Origin of the sequence: Rahnella sp. AA (assembly GCF_002834385.1) — a bacterium.
Classification (GTDB): domain Bacteria; phylum Pseudomonadota; class Gammaproteobacteria; order Enterobacterales; family Enterobacteriaceae; genus Rahnella.
The window spans coordinates 82,312-101,540 of record NZ_PITQ01000011.1; the positions used below are offsets into that span (position 1 = coordinate 82,312).

Here is a 19,229-nt window from a genome sequence, read left to right on the forward strand (position 1 = left end):
GTAGAAACGTCCCCTAAATCATTCGAGTTGCATCAAGGCGGCAACTGAGTGAACCCCGGGAGCATACATGAGTATGTGACCGGGGTTCGCGATGGCAGCCAACGCAGGGGCAGCTCGGAGGATGACGGGGAATTATAGCTCCAGGGCAATCAGTTCATCTACCGTCTGACGGCGGCGAATCAACCGCGGAACGCCATTCTCTAACAGCACTTCCGGCAGCAGCGGACGGGTGTTGTAGTTGGAAGACATCGATGCGCCGTATGCGCCGGTATCGTGGAACACCAGATAATCGCCGATCTGCACCGGTGGCATCGGGAAGGTTTCAACGCCGCCGCCTGCCTGCTGGGTAAATACGTCGCCGGATTCACATAAAGGTCCGGCAATCACGGATTCCGTCAGCGGCTGACCGCTGAGATCGCGGCCGTCTGCCGGTAACAGTGAAATATGGTGATAACTGCCGTACATCGCCGGACGCATCAGATCGTTAAACCCGGCGTCGCATAACACGAAATGGCGGCTGCCCATGTTTTTCGCCGCGCGGATTTGCGCCACCAGCACGCCGGATTCCGCCACCAGGAAACGCCCCGGTTCGATTTCCAGTTTCACTTCATGCCCGAGGTGTGCCGCAATTTGCTCACGCGCACGGTTCCACAGACCAAAATAGTGGCCGGTATCAATAGACTCTTCGTCAAAATGATACGGAATCGACAAACCGCCACCCGCTGAAATCGCTTCAATATCTTGTCCGGTTTCAATCACCTGGCGCACCATCGCATCACAAACCTGTTCAAGATGGCCGTAATCCACGCCGGAACCAATGTGCATATGAATGCCCACCAGTTTCAGGCCGTAACGGGCAATTTCAGCCAGAGCCTGTGGCAAATCGGCATGCCAGATCCCGTGTTTGCTGTTCTCACCGCCGGTATTGGTTTTCTGGCTGTGGCCGTGGCCGAAGCCCGGATTCACACGCAGCCATACCGGATGCCCGGCTTTGTGCTGACCAATCTGGCTGAGCATATCAATAGAACCGGCGTTCACCGGGATATCCAGCGCCGTCACGCGTTCCAGCGTCGGCTGATCCAGCACGTCAGCGGTAAACACGATTTCACTGTTTTCGCGCCCCGGAATAAAACCGGCCACCAGCGCGCGTTCAATTTCGCCCAGCGACACCGAATCCACCTTCACGCCCTGCTCACGCATCAGGCGCAAAATGTGAATATTCGAGCAGGCTTTTTGCGCAAAGCGGATCACATCAAATTCACGCAACTGCGCGATACGCTGCTTAATAATTTCAGCGTCATACGCCCAGACCGGGCAACCAAATTGTTGCACAAGCGCCAGCAAATTCGCGGCGTTAAGTGCAGTGGACGTATCGTTCAGGGCGCGTGGCATAAGATTTTCCGTCAGGTGAAGGCTGTCATATTTCGTTCAGTATGACGGCAGATGAACCGGCGATAAAATATCTATTTCAGGCAAGTCTATTCATTTATGATATGGATTATTGTATCCAGAATCAGGATGAAACCATGCCTGCCATTTCCCTGCGCCACATAGAAATCTTTCATGCCGTGATGACCACCGGCAACCTGACCGAAGCCGCCGCGCTGCTCAATACCTCACAGCCGACGATCAGCCGCGAGCTGGCGCGCTGTGAAAAGCTGCTGGATCTCCAGTTATTTGAGCGTCTGCGCGGGCGTTTATACCCGACGGTGCAGGGTTTGCGGCTGTTTGAAGAAGTGCAGCGATCGTATTACGGGCTGGACCGGATCATCAGCGCAGCGGAAGGGATCCGCCAGTTTGAGCAGGCGCAACTGTCGATCGCCTGTCTGCCGGTTTTCAGCCAGTCGCTGTTACCGGCGGTCTGTAAGCCGTTTCTCGACAAGTATCCTGACGTCAGTTTTAACATCGTGCCGCAGGAATCGCCGCTGCTGGAAGAGTGGCTGTCGGCGCAGCGTCATGATCTGGGGCTGACGGAAAACACCCAGACGCCCGCCGGTACTGAACGCCAGACGCTGCTGACGCTCAACGAAGTTTGCGTGCTGCCCGCAGGCCATCCGCTGGTGGCGAAAAAGCGCCTGACGCCGCAGGATTTCAGCGGCCTGAACTTTATCAGTTTGTCGGCCACCGACAGCTACCGGCAGTTGCTGGATACGCTGTTCGCTGAGCAGCAGGTTGCCCGGCGGCTGGTGATGGAAACACACAGCGCCGCCTCGGTGTGCAGCATGGTGCGTGAAGGCGCGGGCGTGTCAGTGGTCAATCCGCTGACGGCGCTGGATTATTGCGAAAACGGCGTCGTACTGCGTGAATTTAGCATCGCCGTGCCTTTCACCGTCAGCCTGATCAGGCCGCTACACCGCCCTGCTTCCGCGCTGGTGACCACATTTATTGAGCATTGCCATCAGCAGGCAGAACGCTTTGCCAGCCGCCTGGCAGCGGCAATCGCCCGCTGACATACAATAAAAAAGGCCACTACAGACTGCATCCGCGTGGCCTTTCTGCCTGACTTTCAGACTGATTTATGCGGCGGCTTTCTCCGCTTTTTTCGCTGCACGGCGGAAGGTGATTACGCACAATACAAAGCCGATCGCCCCCAGCCCGCCTGCCGCCAGTGGCACAGTGCTGAGACCCATTCCACGCGCAATGACCACGCCGCCGACCCATGCACCCAGCGCATTGCCAACGTTGAACGCCGCAATGTTAAGCGTAGAAACAAGATTCGGCGCATGTTTGCCGTAAGTCACCACGTTCACCTGCAAAGCCGGAACGGCGGCGAAGTTCACCATCGCCCAGATAAATAAGGTGATTTCTGCCGCCACCAGATGCACGCTGGTGTAACTGAATAATACGGAAAACACGGCGATCAGCAGGAAAGTCATCGTCAGCGAAATACCCAGACGCCAGTCCGCCAGACGCCCGCCCAGCACATTCCCGATGGTCAGACCGAGACCAATCAGCAACAGCGTCCAGCTGACACCATGCTCGGACACGCCGGTGATTTGCGTCAGAATCGGTGCAATATAAGTGAACAGCGCGAACATAGCAGCGGCGAAGAAAATGGTGATCGACAGCGACAACCACAACCCCAGGCTGCCCAGCGCCCGGATTTCCTTGCGCAGATCCGTGGGTTCTTCTTCTTTCTTATCGGGCAGTTTTTTATAAAGCGCAAACAGCGAAGCGACACCGATAATCGCCACAACCCAGAATGTCGAACGCCAGCCCATCGCCTGTCCGAGTGCAGTACCGAGCGGCACGCCGAGCACATTCGCCAGCGTCAGGCCAGTGAACATCAGCGCGACCGCAGAAGCCCGGCGGTTCGGTGCAACCAGGCTTGCCGCCACCACGGCGCCAATCCCGAAGAAAGCCCCGTGGCACAACGCTGTAATCACACGCGCCAGCATCAGGAACCCGTAACTGTATGAAAGTGCACACATCACGTTGCCGATAATAAAGATGCTCATCAGCAGCAACAGGGTTTTCTTACGTGGCAGTTTTGCCGTCAGTATCGCCATGATCGGCGCGCCGATGGCAACACCCAGTGCATACCCGCTGATTAACCAGCCCGCAGAAGGGATGCTGACGTTCAGATCACCCGCCACGTTGGGCAGCAGCCCCATAATGACGAATTCGGTGGTACCGATGGCAAATGCGCTGAGCGCCAGTGCCAGGAGTGCGACAGGCATAAAAACTCCAGATGTTTTATTTATAAGAAATTGTCCCGGCTTTTAGCCAGACTGAGTTAAATAACACGGCGATCACACTTTTGACCATACGCAGTCTGTGCCCGGCGAGACCAAAAAATCAGCAGTAAAGTAAAAACTCGACAAATAACAGTGAGTTATAAAACTGAGTATTTAACAGGAGAATGGAACCGTTTCCAGTGTTCTGACGGGCTTTCGCCCGATCAGTGTTTTTCACCGCTCAGCGACAGCCATCGCGGATGCCCCTTAAACCATTCCACCAAAAAATCGAGCAATGCACGCAGCGCCGCAGGCATTTGCCGCCTTGATGCATAAATCGCATAAATCCCCATTTCCTGCGCCTGCCATTGATCCAACAGGGAAACCAGTTGCCCGCAGGCAATCAGCGGCGCGGCCGAATAACAAGGTTGCATCACAATGCCCGCGCCTTCTGCCGCCCCGGTGAGCAGCACCAGCGATTCATTAGCACTCAGATTACCACTGACCGGTACTGCCACTTTTTCCCCCTGCCGCTCAAACTGCCACAGGGTTTTACCGAAATAAGTATAGGTCAGGCAGTTATGGACGCTCAGATCCTGCGGGTGCAGCGGTGTACCCTGCGCGGCAAGATAAGCCGGAGACGCGCAGACGACCGAAGGACACAACGCCAGCGGCCTGGCGATCAGGTTCGGATCCAGATCATTCGTAATACGCAGCGCCAGATCGATCCTGTCTTCCACCAGATTGATCGCCCGGCTTTCGAGCTGAAGATCAATGTTCACCTGTGGATGCCGGCGCAAAAACTCGCTGACAGCGAGCACCACCGCGCCCTGACCAAATGACTGCGAACAGCTCAGGCGCAACAATCCCCGCAGCGCTTCATCGCCGGTATCCGCCACACTGCCCATTTCTGCCGCGACCGATAACATTTTCCGGCACCGCGCCAGCGTGTTTTCACCGGCATCGGTCAGGCTGAGCTTGCGGGTGGAGCGATGCAAAAGGCGCGCCCCCGCCCACTTTTCCATCTCCGACAAATAACGCGTCACCATCGCCCGCGACATATTCAGCGATTCGGCAGCATTGATCATGCTTCCGCGTTCCACGATGGCAACAAAGACTTGTGCAGCGGTAATTCTGTCCATGATTCGTCCGGTTTATGCAACAAACAGTTGCGTATTATCCGGTTTTTCCCGCTGATTATGCAACGTACAGTAGATGCTTACCGAATGTGATTATTTATTTCCTCTGAGGGATCGTTATGCATCTGAAACTGTTATCCGTAAAAAAATTAACGTTGATCGCCGCCCTGCTGGGCAGCAGCCTTTCCGCCCATGCCGCGACTACGCTGAAAATGGACGTTTATAACCCCGGAGAGCGCAGCGTATTTCCTGTGTCTTCGGAAATTATTACCGGTGAAAAAGAGGCAGTGCTGATCGACGCGCAATTCCAGCGCAATGACGCGCAGAAGCTGGTGGAAATGATCAAAGCGACCGGCAAAAAGCTAACCACGGTGTACATCAGCCAGTCGGATCCGGATTTTTACTTTGGTCTGGATGTCATTCACGCAGCCTTCCCGGAAGCAAAAATTATTGCCACGCAGGCGACTGTTGATCAAATCAACGCCACCAAAGACGGCAAAATCGCTTTCTGGGGGCCGCAGCTGAAAGACAACGCGCCGAAATCCGTGGTGGTTCCGGCACCGCTGAAGGGTAAATCTTTCGAGCTGGAAGGCCACAAGTTTGAGATTCAGGGCGTGGATGCGGAACGCACTTTCGTGTGGATCCCGTCGCTGAAAGCCGTCGCCGGCGGTGTGCTGGTGAATGGCGACAACATGCATGTCTGGACTGCCGATACCCAAACCACGACATCGCGCAAACAGTGGGTCGAAGCGCTGGATGAAATCGCCGGGCTGAAACCGTCCGTTGTGGTGCCGGGGCATTTCCTGCCAGGCGCTTCTCAGACGCTGGAAGCCGTGAAATTCACCCGCAACTATCTGCTGACGCTGGAAAAAGAACTGCCAAAAGCTAAAGATTCCGCCGCACTGGTCGCTGCGATGAAAAAACATTATCCGCAGCTGAAAGACGATTCTTCATTACAGCTGAGTGCAAAAGTATTGAAAGGCGAAATGAAGTGGCCGCAGTAAATACTCTTTTTAAATAATGAATAAAATCTGACGGCGATATTATTTATCGCCGTTTTTTATTTTCAGAAAATACAGAGGAACTCTATTTATTATTTATCATTACGTTAGTCATCCGCCTTTCCTAAACAGCCGAAACATCATTTATTAAACAATAACAAAGTATTAATCAGTAATTGAAGCCTCACTTTCCCCGTATTAGACTCCGCACGGCATTTCACTTCCGCAAAAAAGGTACAAGGAAAATCCTATTCATTCAGGGATTACCTACCTCATTTTATATAAAGGAATATTATGAATTGGTATATCAAGGCAATAAAAAATTACTCCACATTTTCTGGCCGGGCGAAAAAAAGAGAGTACTGGTGGTTTACCCTTTTTAATGGCCTTATTTCAATAGGCGTAACTTTGTTTGCCCTGTTATTTGGCGATGATTGGATTATATCGACGATTTACTCTTTATTCGCATTCTTACCGGGTCTGGCAGTTATGGTTCGCCGTAATCACGATGCCGGTTACAGCGGCTGGTGGATCCTCTGCCCCGTTTTTAACCTGCTCCTGATGTTCTTCAAAAGCGAACCGGAAGATAACCGTTTTGGCCCTTATCCGGTGGAAACTCAGGCGTAGGACTCGCCGGAAATCTTGCGTCGTACACTTAAAATTCTTCATTTTTTTGACAATGGGTGTTGCGGCTTACGCAACACCCTTTATACTGTTGCGTAAGCCGCAACACGCAGGATGCAACGGATGATTAAGGATTTCAAACACAAAGGGCTCAACCGTTTTTTTACGTCCGGTTCGACATCGGGTATCAACCCTGAACATGCGAAAAAATTACGGCTCCGGCTGGCAACTCTTCATGCGGCTGAGTGTATCGGCGATATCGATCGTCCCGGCTACGGACTGCATGCCTTACAAGGTTCCAGAGATGGGCAATGGGCGGTCACGGTTTCGGGCAACTGGCGTATCACCTTTGAATTTATTGATGGAAATGCTTACATCGTCAATTACGAGGATTACCACTAATGAACATGCATAATCCCCCCCATCCCGGTGAACTGATTGCCGAGACGCTGGATGAACTGAATGTCAGCGTGCGCGAATTTGCCCGTGCCCTGCACATCGCGCCTTCAACGGCTCAGCGGATCGTGACAGGGAAAATGGCCGTGACTCCGGAAATGGCGGTTAAGCTGGCAGCGGTATTGGGAGGCTCAGCAGAGTACTGGCTAAAATTGCAGGCAAACCGGAGCTTGTGGATAGCAGAACAAACGGTGGACACCAGCGGATTGCACCGGCTGGTCATGACGTTAAAACCCGCATAACGCGGGTTTTTTATTACCTGAAAATCCTCACCACAACCTACTGCGTCACCCTGACAAACTGCCCTTCGGCCTGCACATTTTGCCCGAAGCCGCAGTCGCCCGTGGTATGCAACATAACGCTTGCAGCATCAAAATTCATATCCACGCTGCACTCGCCGCCGCCAGCCGATGCATCATCTGCTTCGTGGTACACCGCGTGGTTGTCCTTAATGGCCGTGACCACGGAGAAATCGCCCGTATTCGGGCCGTAGTACAGTGACATTCTTCCCATATACAGGCCGGTGAAATCGATTTTGAACTGGGCTTCTTCCGCTTTGACCTCCAGCAGATCCCAACTGCCAAAACCCGCATAGAGCCAGTAAGTGCCCGCAGGGCTTTCAGGCTTTGGCAATGCATCCAGTTTGGGCTGAATCTGGCTGAGGTTGTATTGTGATTTTTTGTCAGCAGGCGCAAGCATCAGCCAGGCTTTCGCTTTCAGATAATCGCCCTGCTTTATGTAGGTCAGCGCAATGTTGTTGTAAGCCGTGGCTATCTGATCCTGCGGTTTATGGCAAAACTCGCTCCAGGCCACCTGATTGCGAAAAATATCCCGCGCTTTTGTGATATCACCCTGCTGGTACGCCACTTTCCCGGCGGCGGCATAGATACCCGCTTTTACACAATCAGCATCAATATCAGGTTCATCAATCTGAGCAAACGCCTGAACACTGGCAAAACATCCTGCCACCAGCAGTAAATTCACTGCGACTTTCATCAAACATCCTTCTACTTTTATGGTCTACAGAGCTTCGTGCTGGAAAAACATCCTTACAAGTCGCTCATTGCCCTATCGCACTGAGGCACTCATTCTGGGATGATTGGCTTCACAACATATCGATTACATATGGCTATTATGACTAAAAAACCTGGGAAATCGGCGCAATGGGGCGCTGTCTGGCAGTTGATTAAGCCTTACTGGCGCTCAGAAGAAAAGTGGCGAGCCTGGGGCATGTTGACCACTATCGTTATTCTCTCACTGGCTACCGTTTACATCAGCGTGCTGCTAAACGAATGGAACCGCGTATTTTATGATGCGTTGCAAAACAGAAACTATCCGGTTTTCAAAGCCCAACTGTTCAAATTCACATGGCTGGCGCTGCTCTTCATTGTCATTGCGGTTTACCGTGTTTATCTGACGCAGGGCCTGCAAATGAGCTGGCGCCGCTGGATGACCGAAGAGTATATGGAGAAGTGGCTGACCAATCACGCCTATTATTACACGGAGTATCAGCATCAGGTGGATAACCCCGATCAGCGTATTGCGTCTGATCTGAATGCCCTGACCAGCGGCACCCTTTCACTGGTGCTCGGCCTGCTCTCAAGCGTGGTCACGCTGTTCTCATTTGTGTTTATTCTCTGGTCAATCAGCGGTCCGCTCAGCTTCGTGCTCGGCGGGCATCATTTCGAAATTCCGGGCTATATGCTGTGGTTCGCACTGCTGTATGCCGCGCTGGGGTCTTTCATTATCTGGTGGATCGGTAAGCCACTGGTAAAACTCGGTTTCAATCAGGAATGGTTTGAGGCGAACTTCCGTTTCGGGCTGATCCGCATTCGTGAAAACAGCGATGCGATTGCGCTGTATCACGGCGAAAAAAATGAGCGTGACCAGCTTTCCGGTAAATTTGATTCCATCAAAACGAACTGGTGGTCGATTATGCGCGTCACCCGTCGTCTGAACATTGCCTCAAACTTTTACGGCCAGTTTGCCAATATCTTCCCGATTCTGGTGGCCTCACCGCGTTATTTCTCCGGCGCGATTCAGATGGGCGCGCTGATGCAAATCGCCTCAGCATTCGGCCAGGTTCAGGGGTCATTGTCCTGGTTTATTGATGCGTTCACCGATCTGGCTAGCTGGAAAGCCACCGTTAACCGTCTTGCCGGTTTTAATGCAGCGATTGATCAGGTAAATGCACAGCCACGCGGTATCAGCGTGGGTCAGAGCACTGAACATGCCCTGCAACTGGATAAACTGACGCTGAACCTGCCGAACGGCAATCCGCTGTTTTGCAATATTTCTGCGGCCATGAAACCGGGCGATCGCGTGCTGATTGCCGGCCCTTCGGGTTGCGGTAAGTCAACATTGCTGCGCGCGATTGCCGGCATCTGGCCTTATGGTTCAGGCAATATCGCGTTAGCCGAAGGTAAGCGTTATCTGTTCCTGCCGCAGCGCAGTTATATCCCGATTGGCACCCTGCGCGATGCGCTAAGTTATCCTGACGCCAGCCGCGAATACACAGATGAACAGCTGCAGCGTGTGCTGGAGCAGTGCCGTCTGTCGCATCTGGCCACAGTGGACATTCTCGATGATTACGCCAACTGGAGCCAGCGCCTGTCGCCGGGCGAGCAACAGCGTCTTTCCTTTGCCCGCGCCTTGTTGATCAAACCGGATACGCTGTTCCTTGACGAAGCCACCAGCGCACTGGATGACGAAACCGAACAACAGGTATACGCTCTGCTGCTGAGCGAATTGCCAGGTACCTCCGTCATCAGCGTGGCGCACCGCAATTCGGTTGCCAAATACCATCAGCACTGCTGGCGGTTTAAAAACCAGGAAAACGGCCCGTGCGGATTCACCTCCACCATGCTTACCCCTGAGTAACGCCTGATACCACGACAGAGTGGCTTCAAAATGCAGAAAGGTTGCTGATGACAGCAACCTTTCTTTTTTGTGTGCTGAAACTCACTTCGCACACAAAATCAACAGTCTGGTTGGTTCATTTGTATACCTGACTATACAATTATTCTTAAGTGACGTGATGACGAGATCGGAGGTTTGCTTTGATGAAGATAGATAAAAATTCGTTCACACCGCTTTACCTGCAAATTGAACAACAACTTACCGAAAAAATCAGCGCGGGCGAAATCAGGCCCGGTGACCCGCTACCGACGGAAGCGGCACTCTGCGAGATCTACAACGTTTCACGCATGACTGTCCGGAAAGCCGTCGATTATCTGGTGCGTCAGGGCCGTGTTGTGCGCTTTCGTGGGCGCGGGACTTTTGTGGTGGAAGCACCGCAACAGCAGAAAATCATCCTCCCTCTCGACCGGCATCTTACGGCCAGTGAAGTGGCACAGGAGAATAACCAGCGCATCGAAAATCAGGTGCTGGAATTTCGCCGTATGCCTGCCAGTGAGGAAATCGCCGCAGAGCTGGAAATCCCTGCCGGTACTGAAGTCTATTTTATGATCCGCCTGCGGCTGCTTGGCGATGAACCGTTCGTCTATGAGCAGTGCTGGATGCGGACCGACAATTTCCCGGACATCAACCGTGCGGCCATGACCGCTTCAAAATATGCCTATATACGTTCGAAAGGCTTCCAGCCTGAAGGCAGCACTAAGCTCATTTCGGCAGAGCTGCCGTCCAACGAGATCCGCCTGGCGCTCAATCTGTCACGCGACCAGCCGGTGCTTCATTCTCATGCCGTAGTCTCTTTCACCAACGGCACGTTGTTCGAAGTATCAGATGTGTACTACAACCAGAAAAACTACGGCTTCAGCGTCCATGCTAAAGTCAAAATCTAGCCGCCGTCAGGCAATGCCTGACAATTCCGCCTTCACCAGATTTGCCACCTGTTCAACCTGCGGGCCATAGATAACATGCACATCAGTGTCTGTAATCTTCTTCACTCCCGCCGCACCGGTTTTCATTAACGTGCCGTCCTGCACCTGAGCCATATCTTTCACTTTCACGCGCAGGCGGGTAAAGCAGCAGTCAACGGCAGTAATATTCCCCTCACCGCCCAGCCCGATAATAATATTTTTGGTTTTCTCGCCGGTTCCCTGCGCCGGTTTTGCACGCTCTTCCGCGTCATTTTCATCTTCACGCCCCGGCGTTTTCACCTGCATCCGCAAAATAACCCAGCGGAAACTGAAGTAATAAACAGGCGCATAGATGATCCCGAGGATCAGCGGATACCACCAGTGCGTTTTGCTGCCGCCAAGGACGCCGAAGATCAGGAAGTCAATCGCCCCGCCCTGCACATTACCGATCATCACATGCAACATTTGCATCAGCACAAACGAAAGCCCGGTCAGCGCCGCGTGCAGGATATACAGCACCGGCGACACGAAGATAAAGCAGAACTCGAGCGGTTCGGTGATCCCGGTGGTGAATGACGCCAGTCCACCCGCCAGCATCAGCGCTTTCACGCGGCCTTTATGCTCAGGCCGCGCGCAGTGGTACATCGCCAGCGCGGCGGCCGGTAAACCAAACATCATGACCGGAATTTTCCCCTGTGCCAGGAACCGCGTGGCCTGCTGCGTGACGGCGTCCGGGATCATCCCCGGATTCGCCAGCGCGGCATTAAAGATATTCAGCGCACCGACAATGCTCTGATTATCCACCGTCGTCACCCCGCCAATCGGCGTAAAGCGCACGGTTTCATTGATGATGTGATGTAAACCGGTCGGGATCAGCAGGCGTTCCGACGTCGCATAAATAAACGTCCCGATTTCCCCCGTGCGGCCAATCAGTTCGCCAACCCACTGGATCCCCTGCGCTATTGTCGGCCAGATCAGCGACATCATGACGCCCACAACCGGCAGCACCAGGATGGTAATGATCGGCACGAAGCGACGTCCGCCGAAGAACGCAATCGCCGTCGGCAACACGATCGTATAGAAACGGTTATGCAGCCACATGGTGATCAACCCGACCAGCACACCGCCCAGCACACTCATGTTGTAGGTGAAAATCCCCAGCGTGTGGGTGAATTCGGCGGCGTAAATCATGGCGTTGGTTTCAGTCATGCCTTTTGCGGTGAGCTTTGCAACGGTAATCGTATCCGGTGAAATCCCCTGCGCCAGCAGGCTGTAATTCACCCCGACGTGCAAGCCGACGAAGCCGATCACTGCGGAAAAGGCCGCCGTGGCCTTTTCTGCATTGGCCAGACCCATCGCGGTGGCAACGGCAAAGAACAGCGGCAGATTGGCAAACAACGCCCCCGATACCTGACGGATAAACCCAATCACCAGCTGTAATGTTTTCATTTCGGCAAAGGCTTCACCGGTAACAGCAGGGTTTTGTAACGCGGCCGCCAGCCCTAAGAAGATCCCGGCGGCGGCAATCACCGAGATAGGCGTCATCAGGGCTTTGCCCAGATCGTGAATTTTGCTGCCAAGTTTAATCATCTGAAATCCCTCAATTGGGTGGCTAAAAATAAGCCGTTAATTGAGTTAAGTCACAGAATGTATAGTTGTATAGACATAGAGGCCAGGAGTATGAAAGGGATCACAGTTTTGCGGATGCAAAACGGGTGGGGGCCAGAAACATCAGGACGTTATGAGTTGAGGCGTAATTTGTTCGCGGCAGAACCCCGGCTTTAAATAGTGAGATAATTAAAACCAATCACTCCCCCCTCTATAACATACTGAAAAATAGATATATTTAATCACAATAAAACGGAATAAATAATCAAACCATTTATTTCATAATATCAAACCACTTAAACACATCATCTATATGAATATATAATCCATTAATAACCACAAAACCTTACCACAACGCGTTAATTGATCGTTAAAATCTATTAGTTTAAAAAAGTGTGACATTGATCACTAACCCATTTATTGCAGTCGTTATTCTTCAGTCACTGCTTGAAAATAATAAATCATTATTTAACACCAATGGGGTGATGTATTTTTTTGTCATAAACCGTTCTATAAAGGAGGTATATTTTGCCATGGAGAGACCCGTCAAATAATAACTACATAAACTGGCTGTATATTTTTATCTTTGCATCATGGGGAGGTGTGGTCAGATATATTATAGATGTTCGCTCTGGAAAGATATGCCGAAGTTTAATCTCAGTAATAGCACAAATTATAATATCGGCATTCACTGGCGTATTAGCCGGCCTTGTATCGGAAAGCATGGGTTCCGGGTTTCATACAACTCTGGCTATATGTGGCATATCGGGTGCTATGGGGGTTGCCGCTTTAGATTATTACTGGAGGAGGTTAACAGAAATCAAACATGGAACATTATAAATTCAGTAAGAGCTCAGAAGATAATCTTGAAGGAGTGCATCCTGATTTATGCAAAATCATGAGGCAAGCATTAATTTTATCTACTGTCGATTTTGGGATTTCTGAAGGCCTCAGAAGTAAAAAAAGGCAACTTGAACTGGTCGCGAAAGGAAAATCTTTGACCAATAATAGCCGACATATTACCGGTCATGCTGTTGATATTTTCGCTCTACCGAACAATACGATATCTTGGGAGTTCAAGTATTATCAGGCAATAGCCGACATAATCATTGAATTATCAAAAACGCTATCAATTGAAATAGAGTGGGGAGGAAAATGGGATGATTTAAACGATGGTACACACTTTGAACTATCAAGGAGAAAATATCCATAATGTAAACATGAATACTCATAGTTGTACAAAGAAATGATTTTATTCTCGGATGCATAATTGACTTGCATCTGGTAACCAATACATCTTTACAAAAAAACTGGCAAATATAACGCCAAAAAATTCACTATTAAAGGACTAAATATGAATAACGTAATTAAAGGCACAGCAGAAAACTTTCCAATGAAAGCCGGTGATAACCTGATCCTCGCCGTTCCCCATCATGATGACACCATCCTTGGGTGTGGCAGCTTTATTATTAAAGCAAAAGCACTGGGGGTATTAACGACGGTGGCACGTTCTTTTGTCGCCTGCAGTCGCACAAACTTCTTTGCTAACTATCAGGAAGGCCTGTTATCTGAGGAACAAATCCAGCGCGTGACCCAGGCACGTATAGAAGAAGATACGTTGGGCTGTAATGACCTGTTCAGCGACAGTTATCAATGGATGCAGGGCATTTTGGGCGAGTGGGATGCACCTCTTCGCGGTTACACTGGCGCGTTAACGGCGGGTGGCGGCTCTGCGGGGGATTTCTCAACGTTTCGACCGCAAGAGATCGATATGTACAACCGCCTTATCAGCCAATATACGTGGATGATGATGCAAGAGAATACGGTTATTCTTTGCCTGATTGCTAATGGCAGCCATGTCGATCATTTCAACGTCAGGGAAGCAATTCTTCATGCTGCCTTCCTGGCAGGTGATAATGCGAAAGCTCAAATCATCTTTGTTGAAGATGAGCCGTATACTTCAGCCAATCCTCAGGATCGTTTTGTAGAGTTTGATAAACTCAATGCCCGTACGGCTAATGGGTTATTTTCATATCAATTCGAATGTGAGCCAGGGGAATATAAAAACACCAAGATGCATGATATTTTCGACGCGCACTACCGGACACAATGGACTCAGGATTACGAGGACAACCTGAATAATCAGAGAGAATTCTATATTTACACATTAGACAAGTCAAAATACAAATCCATACTGAAAGACACCACCTGCACTGAAGATTATTGCGCCTTGTCATCAGCGGTTTAATAATCAGTAAAGATAAACTCATACAACAATTATGTTTTTACCTTGTAAATTATAAAAAACATCTTCAGTTATTAATTTGACGTTTTGTCAGATATACCAGTCTCGCATTGAGACTGGTATTTTTTTATTTGTGATTCAATAATATCTCGACCCGTACTATCGTAATAAAATAACATCAGGCCGATTCACGAATAACAAGCTGACTGGAAATGAGTACCCTCTGAGTCTCTTGTTGTGAGTCCTTTATTTTTTTCATTATTAATAAAGCAGCTTCTGTACCCGTATCCTCACTGGAGGAAGAGACATAAGTTAAAGAGGGAGAGGTAAGATTGATGTAAGCCATATCTTCAAAACCAGCAATAGAAATCTGCTGTGTCAGGAAAATATCTTTCCCTATAGTTCGTCCGACCTGGTAAGCACCATTAATACAGCCAATAATTGTTGAAGGAGAATGGCACAAAATGGCTGTAATATTATTATATTTCTTGAGCAAACTGCTAACTGCAGCATTGGCGGCATAAGTGGTATCTTCACAAGGCAACACCCAGGCATCACGAAACGGTAAACCATATTGCTGCAAAACAGTCTGATAGCCTTGTAACCTCTCTGCGCGGATCAAACAATTTTCATCACCACCGACATAAGCAATATTGCGATGCCCGCGATCGATAAGATAACGAACTAAGCTATTTCCCGCTTCACGGTTATTACTTTGAACGACATCATAAGAACCCTGTATTTCTGATTTTGAAACAATCACAACAGGTAAATGGCTTTCAGTTATTGGCCCAGGAATTCCGTAAGAGTAATGATCTACGGAAAAATAGATAACCCCAGCGACGCCCTGCTGAATAAATGATTTTAGACACTTTTGGAGTTGCTCTTTATCATCCTCAGGCTGTCCCAAAAATACCATATAACCCAATGACTCAAGTTTCCGGACAACGCTCGCCATGACTTTAATGGAGAAGGTATCATTGAGGTCGCTGACAATGAGCCCGATAAGATTTGAGGTATTAGAACGAAGGTTGGCTGCCGCTACGTTATGGACATACCCCAGAGTATCGATAGCCGAGCGAATTTTTTCGATAGTCGCTTCAGAAATCTTCCCTTTCTGCCGCAAAACCAGAGAAACAGTGGAGACGGAGACTCCCGCAAATTTCGCTACATCGGTGATGTTTACTTTTTTCATTCTTCCTCTTGCTACTTATGTTCTTCTCAATCGATGGCATGCGGCCTCCCTGAGGATCCAAGTCATTATTATCATATTTGCATAAAGGAATGCCCAGGAATTTCAGGATCCTGGAGGCCACAGGCATGATGCATCGGAAAGAATCGTCGGGACAGCAGAGACGCCCCGTAAAGCTTTATGGCTTCGCGGTGATATCAGACATTGTCTGAGCAATAAATTGTGCCCTTGCACCAAAAATCACCTGTATACCTTTATCTCCTACAAATACTACCCCCCTGGCCCCGACCTGATTCAGGCCATCTTTATTGACTAATTCACTCTTTGCAATCTCCAGCCGCAAGCGTGTTATGCAAGAACTTATGGAGAGAATATTTTCCTGACCACCCAGTAAGCTTATAATTTCATAAGAAATTTCCGCATCAGTTTTATCATCACAATTCACCATCGCATCTGCGCGGCCCGGTGTTTTAATGTCAAAACGTCGGATAACAAAGCGGAAAGTGAAATAGTAAATTATCGCCATCGGGATCCCCACGAACACTGCGCTGAGGAAGTTAGTCTGGTAATCATTGAGGGATGGCAAAATGCCAAAAGAAATATAGTCGATTAAGCCTGCAGAGAAGGACTTAGCAATATGCGCATTGAGCAGATACATACACATATAGGAAATTCCGGCCATGAAAGCATTGAAAATATACAAGATAGGTGCAACAAAAATAAATGTAAATTCAACAGGTTCCGTAATTCCCGTCAGAAAACACGTCAGGGCGGCTGAAAACAGAATACCGAAAGCAATTTTCTTATTTTTGGTATTCGCTTCGTGGTACATCGCCAGGCACGCCGCAGGTAAAGCAAAAAGCATCAGGGGAAACTCTCCCTGCATAAATTTCCCTGCATTCTGATAGCTACCGCTGCTAAAAGATTTAACACCCTCCTCGAGCATTTTGAACCAAATTGTCTGATCGCCATGAATGACCTGGCCCGCTTTTGTAGTGTATTCGCCAAACGAATACCAGAAAGAGGGGTACCAGATATGGTGTAAACCTAGCGGGATCAACGCGCGCTCAACCGTGCCGAAAATGAAGGTTGATAGCACCTGATTATCTCCATTGACCACCACAGAAAGCCCGTCAATGCCCGCCTGGATGTAAGACCAAACCCAGGGTAAAGCCATTCCCAGCAGAAAAGACAAGAAAGCCGTGGCAATAGCCACAAAACGCTTTCCTGAGAAAAACCCAAGAAATTCAGGTAACTGTAATGTATTGAATTTGTTGTAACACCAGGCGGCAAGGATCCCTGAAATCAACCCTCCGAATACCCCCATTTGTAAAGTCGGTATCCCCAAAACCATCGCATATTTCCCGCCTGCGGCAGCCATTTCCGGCGTGATATGCAGTAAGGTTCCCATGGTGACATTAATGGTTAAAACCGATACCGCTGCGGATAACGCCGCAATGCCCGATTCCGAAGCCAATCCTACTGCAGAGCCAATTGCAAATAGCAGTGGCAAATTATCAAAAATTACGCCCCCCGCATTCATCATCAAGGGCAAATGAAAACGGTCGCCAAAGGCCAGTAACAAACCCGCCGCAGGAAGCAGTGAAATGGGCAACATAAGCGCCCTTCCTATCATGGATAACTTTGATAATGACTTAATAAAGCCAGAAAACACACTCATCCTAATATCCTTATTATTTAAACAGTTAAGTTAAGTATAACGTTCTACTATAACGTTATACTTATAATGCAATAACCCAAGATGCAATGAAAGCGGCCGGGTCTGTTCAAAATTGAATTCTTCAGAGAATGTGAAGTGACGCTGCAAGAAGGAGAAATAAAGCGGTGCTAAAGGCAAAAAAAAGCCCACATCGGACTGTGGGCATGGGGGTTGCAACTGGCCGTCGTTCAGTACGGCTGGCAACAAGCAAATGTGAGAACTGCTCGCTCTCGGGCCATAAGGTAACGGTAACTTCTGGGATCCCTCAGCCTTTTCTGGTAAGTGCCGGGTTAAAATGTATAAATTTGTTTGATCTGGATCACACTTATCAGACACCTAACATTTCATTCACTTTTAGAATATTCCACTAATAATTATTCTTATGGCTTATTTGTTAGTTTGCTAAGTAACAATATTGCACCCATTTACGACTGCACGAAAAGACTAAACCCCCTTATTTACAAGGGGTTATTGTGCAACATTTTCCTCATAATTAGAAACATCGAAACATGGGTCATAACCATATCCTTACACAGCGAACTCTGGCGCTCTCGTATAGTGGAGAACTTGTTGAGAACGGTTATTCTCAATTCCCCACAAAGAGTGAATTCTATGCGCCTGAAGTTTCTTTCTGTCAGTACAGTTGTACTGCTTTCCGCATGTGATGGTTCCGCCAGTTCTGCCTCTCCGGCAGCCGCGACGCCTGCAGTGGATGTCGTTACATTACACAGCCAGCCCGTTACCCTGACCACCAGCCTGCCAGGACGCACCACTGCAGTACGCAGCGCAGAAGTTCGTCCGCAGGTGAATGGTGTGATCCTGAAACGTCTTTTTGTGGAAGGCAGCGAGGTCAAAGCGGGTCAGCAGCTTTATCAGATTGATCCGTCTACTTATCAGGCGGCATACGATCGCGCGATGGCAACCTGGAAAAGTGCCGATGCCACTGCACGTCGCTATAAACCGCTGGTCGACGCGCAAGCCGTCAGCCGTCAGCAATACGACGATGCCGTCGCCGCCGAACGTGAAGCTGCCGCCGATGTTGAAACAGCCCGCGTAAACCTGCAATACACCAAAGTGTACGCCCCGATTTCCGGGCACATTGGCCGCTCGCTGTACACCGAAGGTGCGCTGGTCACCAGCGGCCAGACGGCATATCTGACCACGATCGACCAGCTCAATCCTATCTACGTTGACGTCAACGAATCCTCACAGGATTTGCTCAAACTGCGTCGCGCGCTGGCTTCCGGAAAATTGCAGTCCGCCGGCGAAAACGCCGCGCAGGCCAATCTGACGCTGGAAGATGGCAGCAAATATGCCCTGCCGGGCAAACTGGAATTCTCAGAAGTCACCGTGTCGCAAAGTACCGGTTCCGTGACCCTGCGCGCCTCGTTCCCAAATCCGCATGACGAATTATTGCCGGGTATGTTTGTTCACGCCGAGCTGCAACAGGGTGTGGATGACAAGGGGATCCTGGTACCGCAGGAAGCGATCATGCATGACGTGAAAGGCGCGCCGTACGTTTACGTGGTGAAAGCCGATAACACCGTCGAGCAGCGTTCCATCACCACCGGTCAGATGATGAAAGGCTTCTGGCTGGCAAATCAGGGCCTTAACGACGGCGACAAGGTGATCACCGACGGATTGCAGAACGTCAGGCCTGGAGCAAAAGTGAATGCCACCGAGCGCAAAACCAGTGCCCCTGCCGAACAGGCTAATCTCGCGATGACCGATCCTTCCGCGCAATAG

Annotated in this window: 18 protein-coding genes; 11 read left to right on the plus strand and 7 right to left on the minus strand. The window is 50.0% G+C overall.

Annotated features, from left to right (window positions below; translation table 11 throughout):
* Positions 1-132: 132 nt before the first annotated feature.
* Complete coding sequence (gene lysA, locus CWS43_RS22005) at positions 133-1,392, minus strand: diaminopimelate decarboxylase (RefSeq protein ID WP_101079261.1); 1,260 nt, start codon at positions 1,390-1,392, stop codon at positions 133-135.
* A gap of 134 nt (positions 1,393-1,526) precedes the next feature.
* Here lysA and CWS43_RS22010 point away from each other — a divergent pair, with 134 nt between their 5' ends.
* Positions 1,527-2,450, plus strand: a complete 924-nt coding sequence (locus CWS43_RS22010) for a LysR family transcriptional regulator (RefSeq protein ID WP_101079356.1) — start codon at positions 1,527-1,529, stop codon at positions 2,448-2,450.
* 66 nt (positions 2,451-2,516) lie between these two features.
* Here CWS43_RS22010 and CWS43_RS22015 read toward each other — a convergent pair whose 3' ends face one another.
* On the minus strand, positions 2,517-3,680 hold the full coding sequence (locus CWS43_RS22015; protein WP_101079262.1) for an MFS transporter: 1,164 nt from the start codon (positions 3,678-3,680) through the stop codon (positions 2,517-2,519).
* Between the two features lie 221 nt (positions 3,681-3,901).
* Entirely contained in the window at positions 3,902-4,819 is a 918-nt protein-coding gene (locus CWS43_RS22020; RefSeq protein ID WP_101079263.1) for a LysR family transcriptional regulator, read from the minus strand.
* Between the two features lie 116 nt (positions 4,820-4,935).
* On the opposite strand from CWS43_RS22020, the gene CWS43_RS22025 reads away from it, so the two are divergent.
* The 4 genes from CWS43_RS22025 to CWS43_RS22040 all read left to right on the plus strand — a co-directional run bounded on the left by CWS43_RS22025 (position 4,936) and on the right by CWS43_RS22040 (position 7,139).
* Entirely contained in the window at positions 4,936-5,820 is an 885-nt protein-coding gene (locus CWS43_RS22025; protein WP_101079264.1) for an MBL fold metallo-hydrolase, read from the plus strand.
* A 291-nt stretch (positions 5,821-6,111) separates the two neighbouring features.
* The gene (locus CWS43_RS22030) at positions 6,112-6,444 is read left to right on the plus strand and encodes a DUF805 domain-containing protein (RefSeq protein ID WP_101079265.1); all 333 of its coding nucleotides are present in this window, start codon (positions 6,112-6,114) and stop codon (positions 6,442-6,444) included.
* Positions 6,445-6,564: 120 nt separating this feature from the next.
* A complete protein-coding gene (locus CWS43_RS22035) occupies positions 6,565-6,843 on the plus strand; it encodes a type II toxin-antitoxin system RelE/ParE family toxin (protein WP_101079266.1) in 279 nt (92 codons plus the stop codon).
* Entirely contained in the window at positions 6,843-7,139 is a 297-nt protein-coding gene (locus CWS43_RS22040; RefSeq protein ID WP_101079267.1) for a HigA family addiction module antitoxin, read from the plus strand. Before CWS43_RS22035 ends, CWS43_RS22040 begins: the two co-directional genes overlap by 1 nt.
* A 37-nt stretch (positions 7,140-7,176) precedes the next feature.
* Here CWS43_RS22040 and CWS43_RS22045 read toward each other — a convergent pair whose 3' ends face one another.
* Positions 7,177-7,893, minus strand: coding sequence for a tetratricopeptide repeat protein (locus CWS43_RS22045; protein WP_101079268.1), 717 nt, complete (start codon positions 7,891-7,893; stop codon positions 7,177-7,179).
* A 129-nt stretch (positions 7,894-8,022) separates the two neighbouring features.
* On the opposite strand from CWS43_RS22045, the gene CWS43_RS22050 reads away from it, so the two are divergent.
* Together CWS43_RS22050 and CWS43_RS22055 are read left to right on the plus strand one after the other, a co-directional pair.
* Complete coding sequence (locus CWS43_RS22050) at positions 8,023-9,777, plus strand: ABC transporter ATP-binding protein/permease (protein ID WP_101079269.1); 1,755 nt, start codon at positions 8,023-8,025, stop codon at positions 9,775-9,777.
* Between the two features lie 182 nt (positions 9,778-9,959).
* Positions 9,960-10,700 carry a GntR family transcriptional regulator gene (locus CWS43_RS22055; RefSeq protein WP_101079270.1) on the plus strand — a complete coding sequence of 247 codons (741 nt, stop codon included), beginning with the start codon at positions 9,960-9,962 and terminating at the stop codon, positions 10,698-10,700.
* 6 nt (positions 10,701-10,706) lie between these two features.
* Here CWS43_RS22055 and CWS43_RS22060 read toward each other — a convergent pair whose 3' ends face one another.
* Positions 10,707-12,308, minus strand: coding sequence for a PTS transporter subunit EIIC (locus CWS43_RS22060; RefSeq protein WP_101079271.1), 1,602 nt, complete (start codon positions 12,306-12,308; stop codon positions 10,707-10,709).
* A gap of 543 nt (positions 12,309-12,851) precedes the next feature.
* Here CWS43_RS22060 and CWS43_RS22065 point away from each other — a divergent pair.
* The 3 genes from CWS43_RS22065 (at position 12,852) to CWS43_RS22075 (ending at position 14,574) form a co-directional block, all read left to right on the plus strand.
* Positions 12,852-13,166 carry a phage holin family protein gene (locus CWS43_RS22065; RefSeq protein ID WP_101079272.1) on the plus strand — a complete coding sequence of 105 codons (315 nt, stop codon included), beginning with the start codon at positions 12,852-12,854 and terminating at the stop codon, positions 13,164-13,166.
* Positions 13,153-13,539: a M15 family metallopeptidase gene (locus tag CWS43_RS22070; protein ID WP_101079273.1), complete on the plus strand. Its 387-nt coding sequence runs from the start codon at positions 13,153-13,155 to the stop codon at positions 13,537-13,539. Before CWS43_RS22065 ends, CWS43_RS22070 begins: the two co-directional genes overlap by 14 nt.
* A gap of 141 nt (positions 13,540-13,680) precedes the next feature.
* Complete coding sequence (locus CWS43_RS22075; protein ID WP_101079274.1) at positions 13,681-14,574, plus strand: hypothetical protein; 894 nt, start codon at positions 13,681-13,683, stop codon at positions 14,572-14,574.
* Positions 14,575-14,749: 175 nt separating this feature from the next.
* On the opposite strand, the gene malI is transcribed toward CWS43_RS22075, so the two are convergent.
* On the minus strand, positions 14,750-15,766 hold the full coding sequence (malI, locus tag CWS43_RS22080; RefSeq protein ID WP_101079275.1) for a Mal regulon transcriptional regulator MalI: 1,017 nt from the start codon (positions 15,764-15,766) through the stop codon (positions 14,750-14,752).
* Positions 15,767-15,941: 175 nt separating this feature from the next.
* Positions 15,942-17,444, minus strand: coding sequence for a PTS transporter subunit EIIC (locus CWS43_RS22085; protein ID WP_101079276.1), 1,503 nt, complete (start codon positions 17,442-17,444; stop codon positions 15,942-15,944).
* A 651-nt stretch (positions 17,445-18,095) separates the two neighbouring features.
* Between CWS43_RS22085 and CWS43_RS22090 the strand changes: the two genes are divergently transcribed.
* Positions 18,096-19,229: an efflux RND transporter periplasmic adaptor subunit gene (locus CWS43_RS22090; protein ID WP_101079277.1), complete on the plus strand. Its 1,134-nt coding sequence runs from the start codon at positions 18,096-18,098 to the stop codon at positions 19,227-19,229.

Excerpts from the sequence above, each read along its gene's own strand:
- CWS43_RS22035 (WP_101079266.1), top strand. The coding sequence starts at position 6,565 with ATGATTAAGGATTTCAAACACAAAGGGCTCAACCGTTTTTTTACGTCC.
- CWS43_RS22010 (WP_101079356.1), top strand. The coding sequence starts at position 1,527 with ATGCCTGCCATTTCCCTGCGCCACATAGAAATCTTTCATGCCGTGATG.
- CWS43_RS22070 (WP_101079273.1), top strand. The coding sequence starts at position 13,153 with ATGGAACATTATAAATTCAGTAAGAGCTCAGAAGATAATCTTGAAGGA.
- CWS43_RS22045 (WP_101079268.1), bottom strand. The coding sequence starts at position 7,893 with ATGAAAGTCGCAGTGAATTTACTGCTGGTGGCAGGATGTTTTGCCAGT.
- CWS43_RS22085 (WP_101079276.1), bottom strand. The coding sequence starts at position 17,444 with ATGAGTGTGTTTTCTGGCTTTATTAAGTCATTATCAAAGTTATCCATG.
- CWS43_RS22050 (WP_101079269.1), top strand. The coding sequence starts at position 8,023 with ATGGCTATTATGACTAAAAAACCTGGGAAATCGGCGCAATGGGGCGCT.
- CWS43_RS22025 (WP_101079264.1), top strand. The coding sequence starts at position 4,936 with ATGCATCTGAAACTGTTATCCGTAAAAAAATTAACGTTGATCGCCGCC.
- CWS43_RS22015 (WP_101079262.1), bottom strand. The coding sequence starts at position 3,680 with ATGCCTGTCGCACTCCTGGCACTGGCGCTCAGCGCATTTGCCATCGGT.
- CWS43_RS22060 (WP_101079271.1), bottom strand. The coding sequence starts at position 12,308 with ATGATTAAACTTGGCAGCAAAATTCACGATCTGGGCAAAGCCCTGATG.
- CWS43_RS22090 (WP_101079277.1), top strand. The coding sequence starts at position 18,096 with ATGCGCCTGAAGTTTCTTTCTGTCAGTACAGTTGTACTGCTTTCCGCA.
- lysA (WP_101079261.1), bottom strand. The coding sequence starts at position 1,392 with ATGCCACGCGCCCTGAACGATACGTCCACTGCACTTAACGCCGCGAAT.
- CWS43_RS22075 (WP_101079274.1), top strand. The coding sequence starts at position 13,681 with ATGAATAACGTAATTAAAGGCACAGCAGAAAACTTTCCAATGAAAGCC.
- malI (WP_101079275.1), bottom strand. The coding sequence starts at position 15,766 with ATGAAAAAAGTAAACATCACCGATGTAGCGAAATTTGCGGGAGTCTCC.
- CWS43_RS22030 (WP_101079265.1), top strand. The coding sequence starts at position 6,112 with ATGAATTGGTATATCAAGGCAATAAAAAATTACTCCACATTTTCTGGC.
- CWS43_RS22040 (WP_101079267.1), top strand. The coding sequence starts at position 6,843 with ATGAACATGCATAATCCCCCCCATCCCGGTGAACTGATTGCCGAGACG.
- CWS43_RS22055 (WP_101079270.1), top strand. The coding sequence starts at position 9,960 with ATGAAGATAGATAAAAATTCGTTCACACCGCTTTACCTGCAAATTGAA.
- CWS43_RS22020 (WP_101079263.1), bottom strand. The coding sequence starts at position 4,819 with ATGGACAGAATTACCGCTGCACAAGTCTTTGTTGCCATCGTGGAACGC.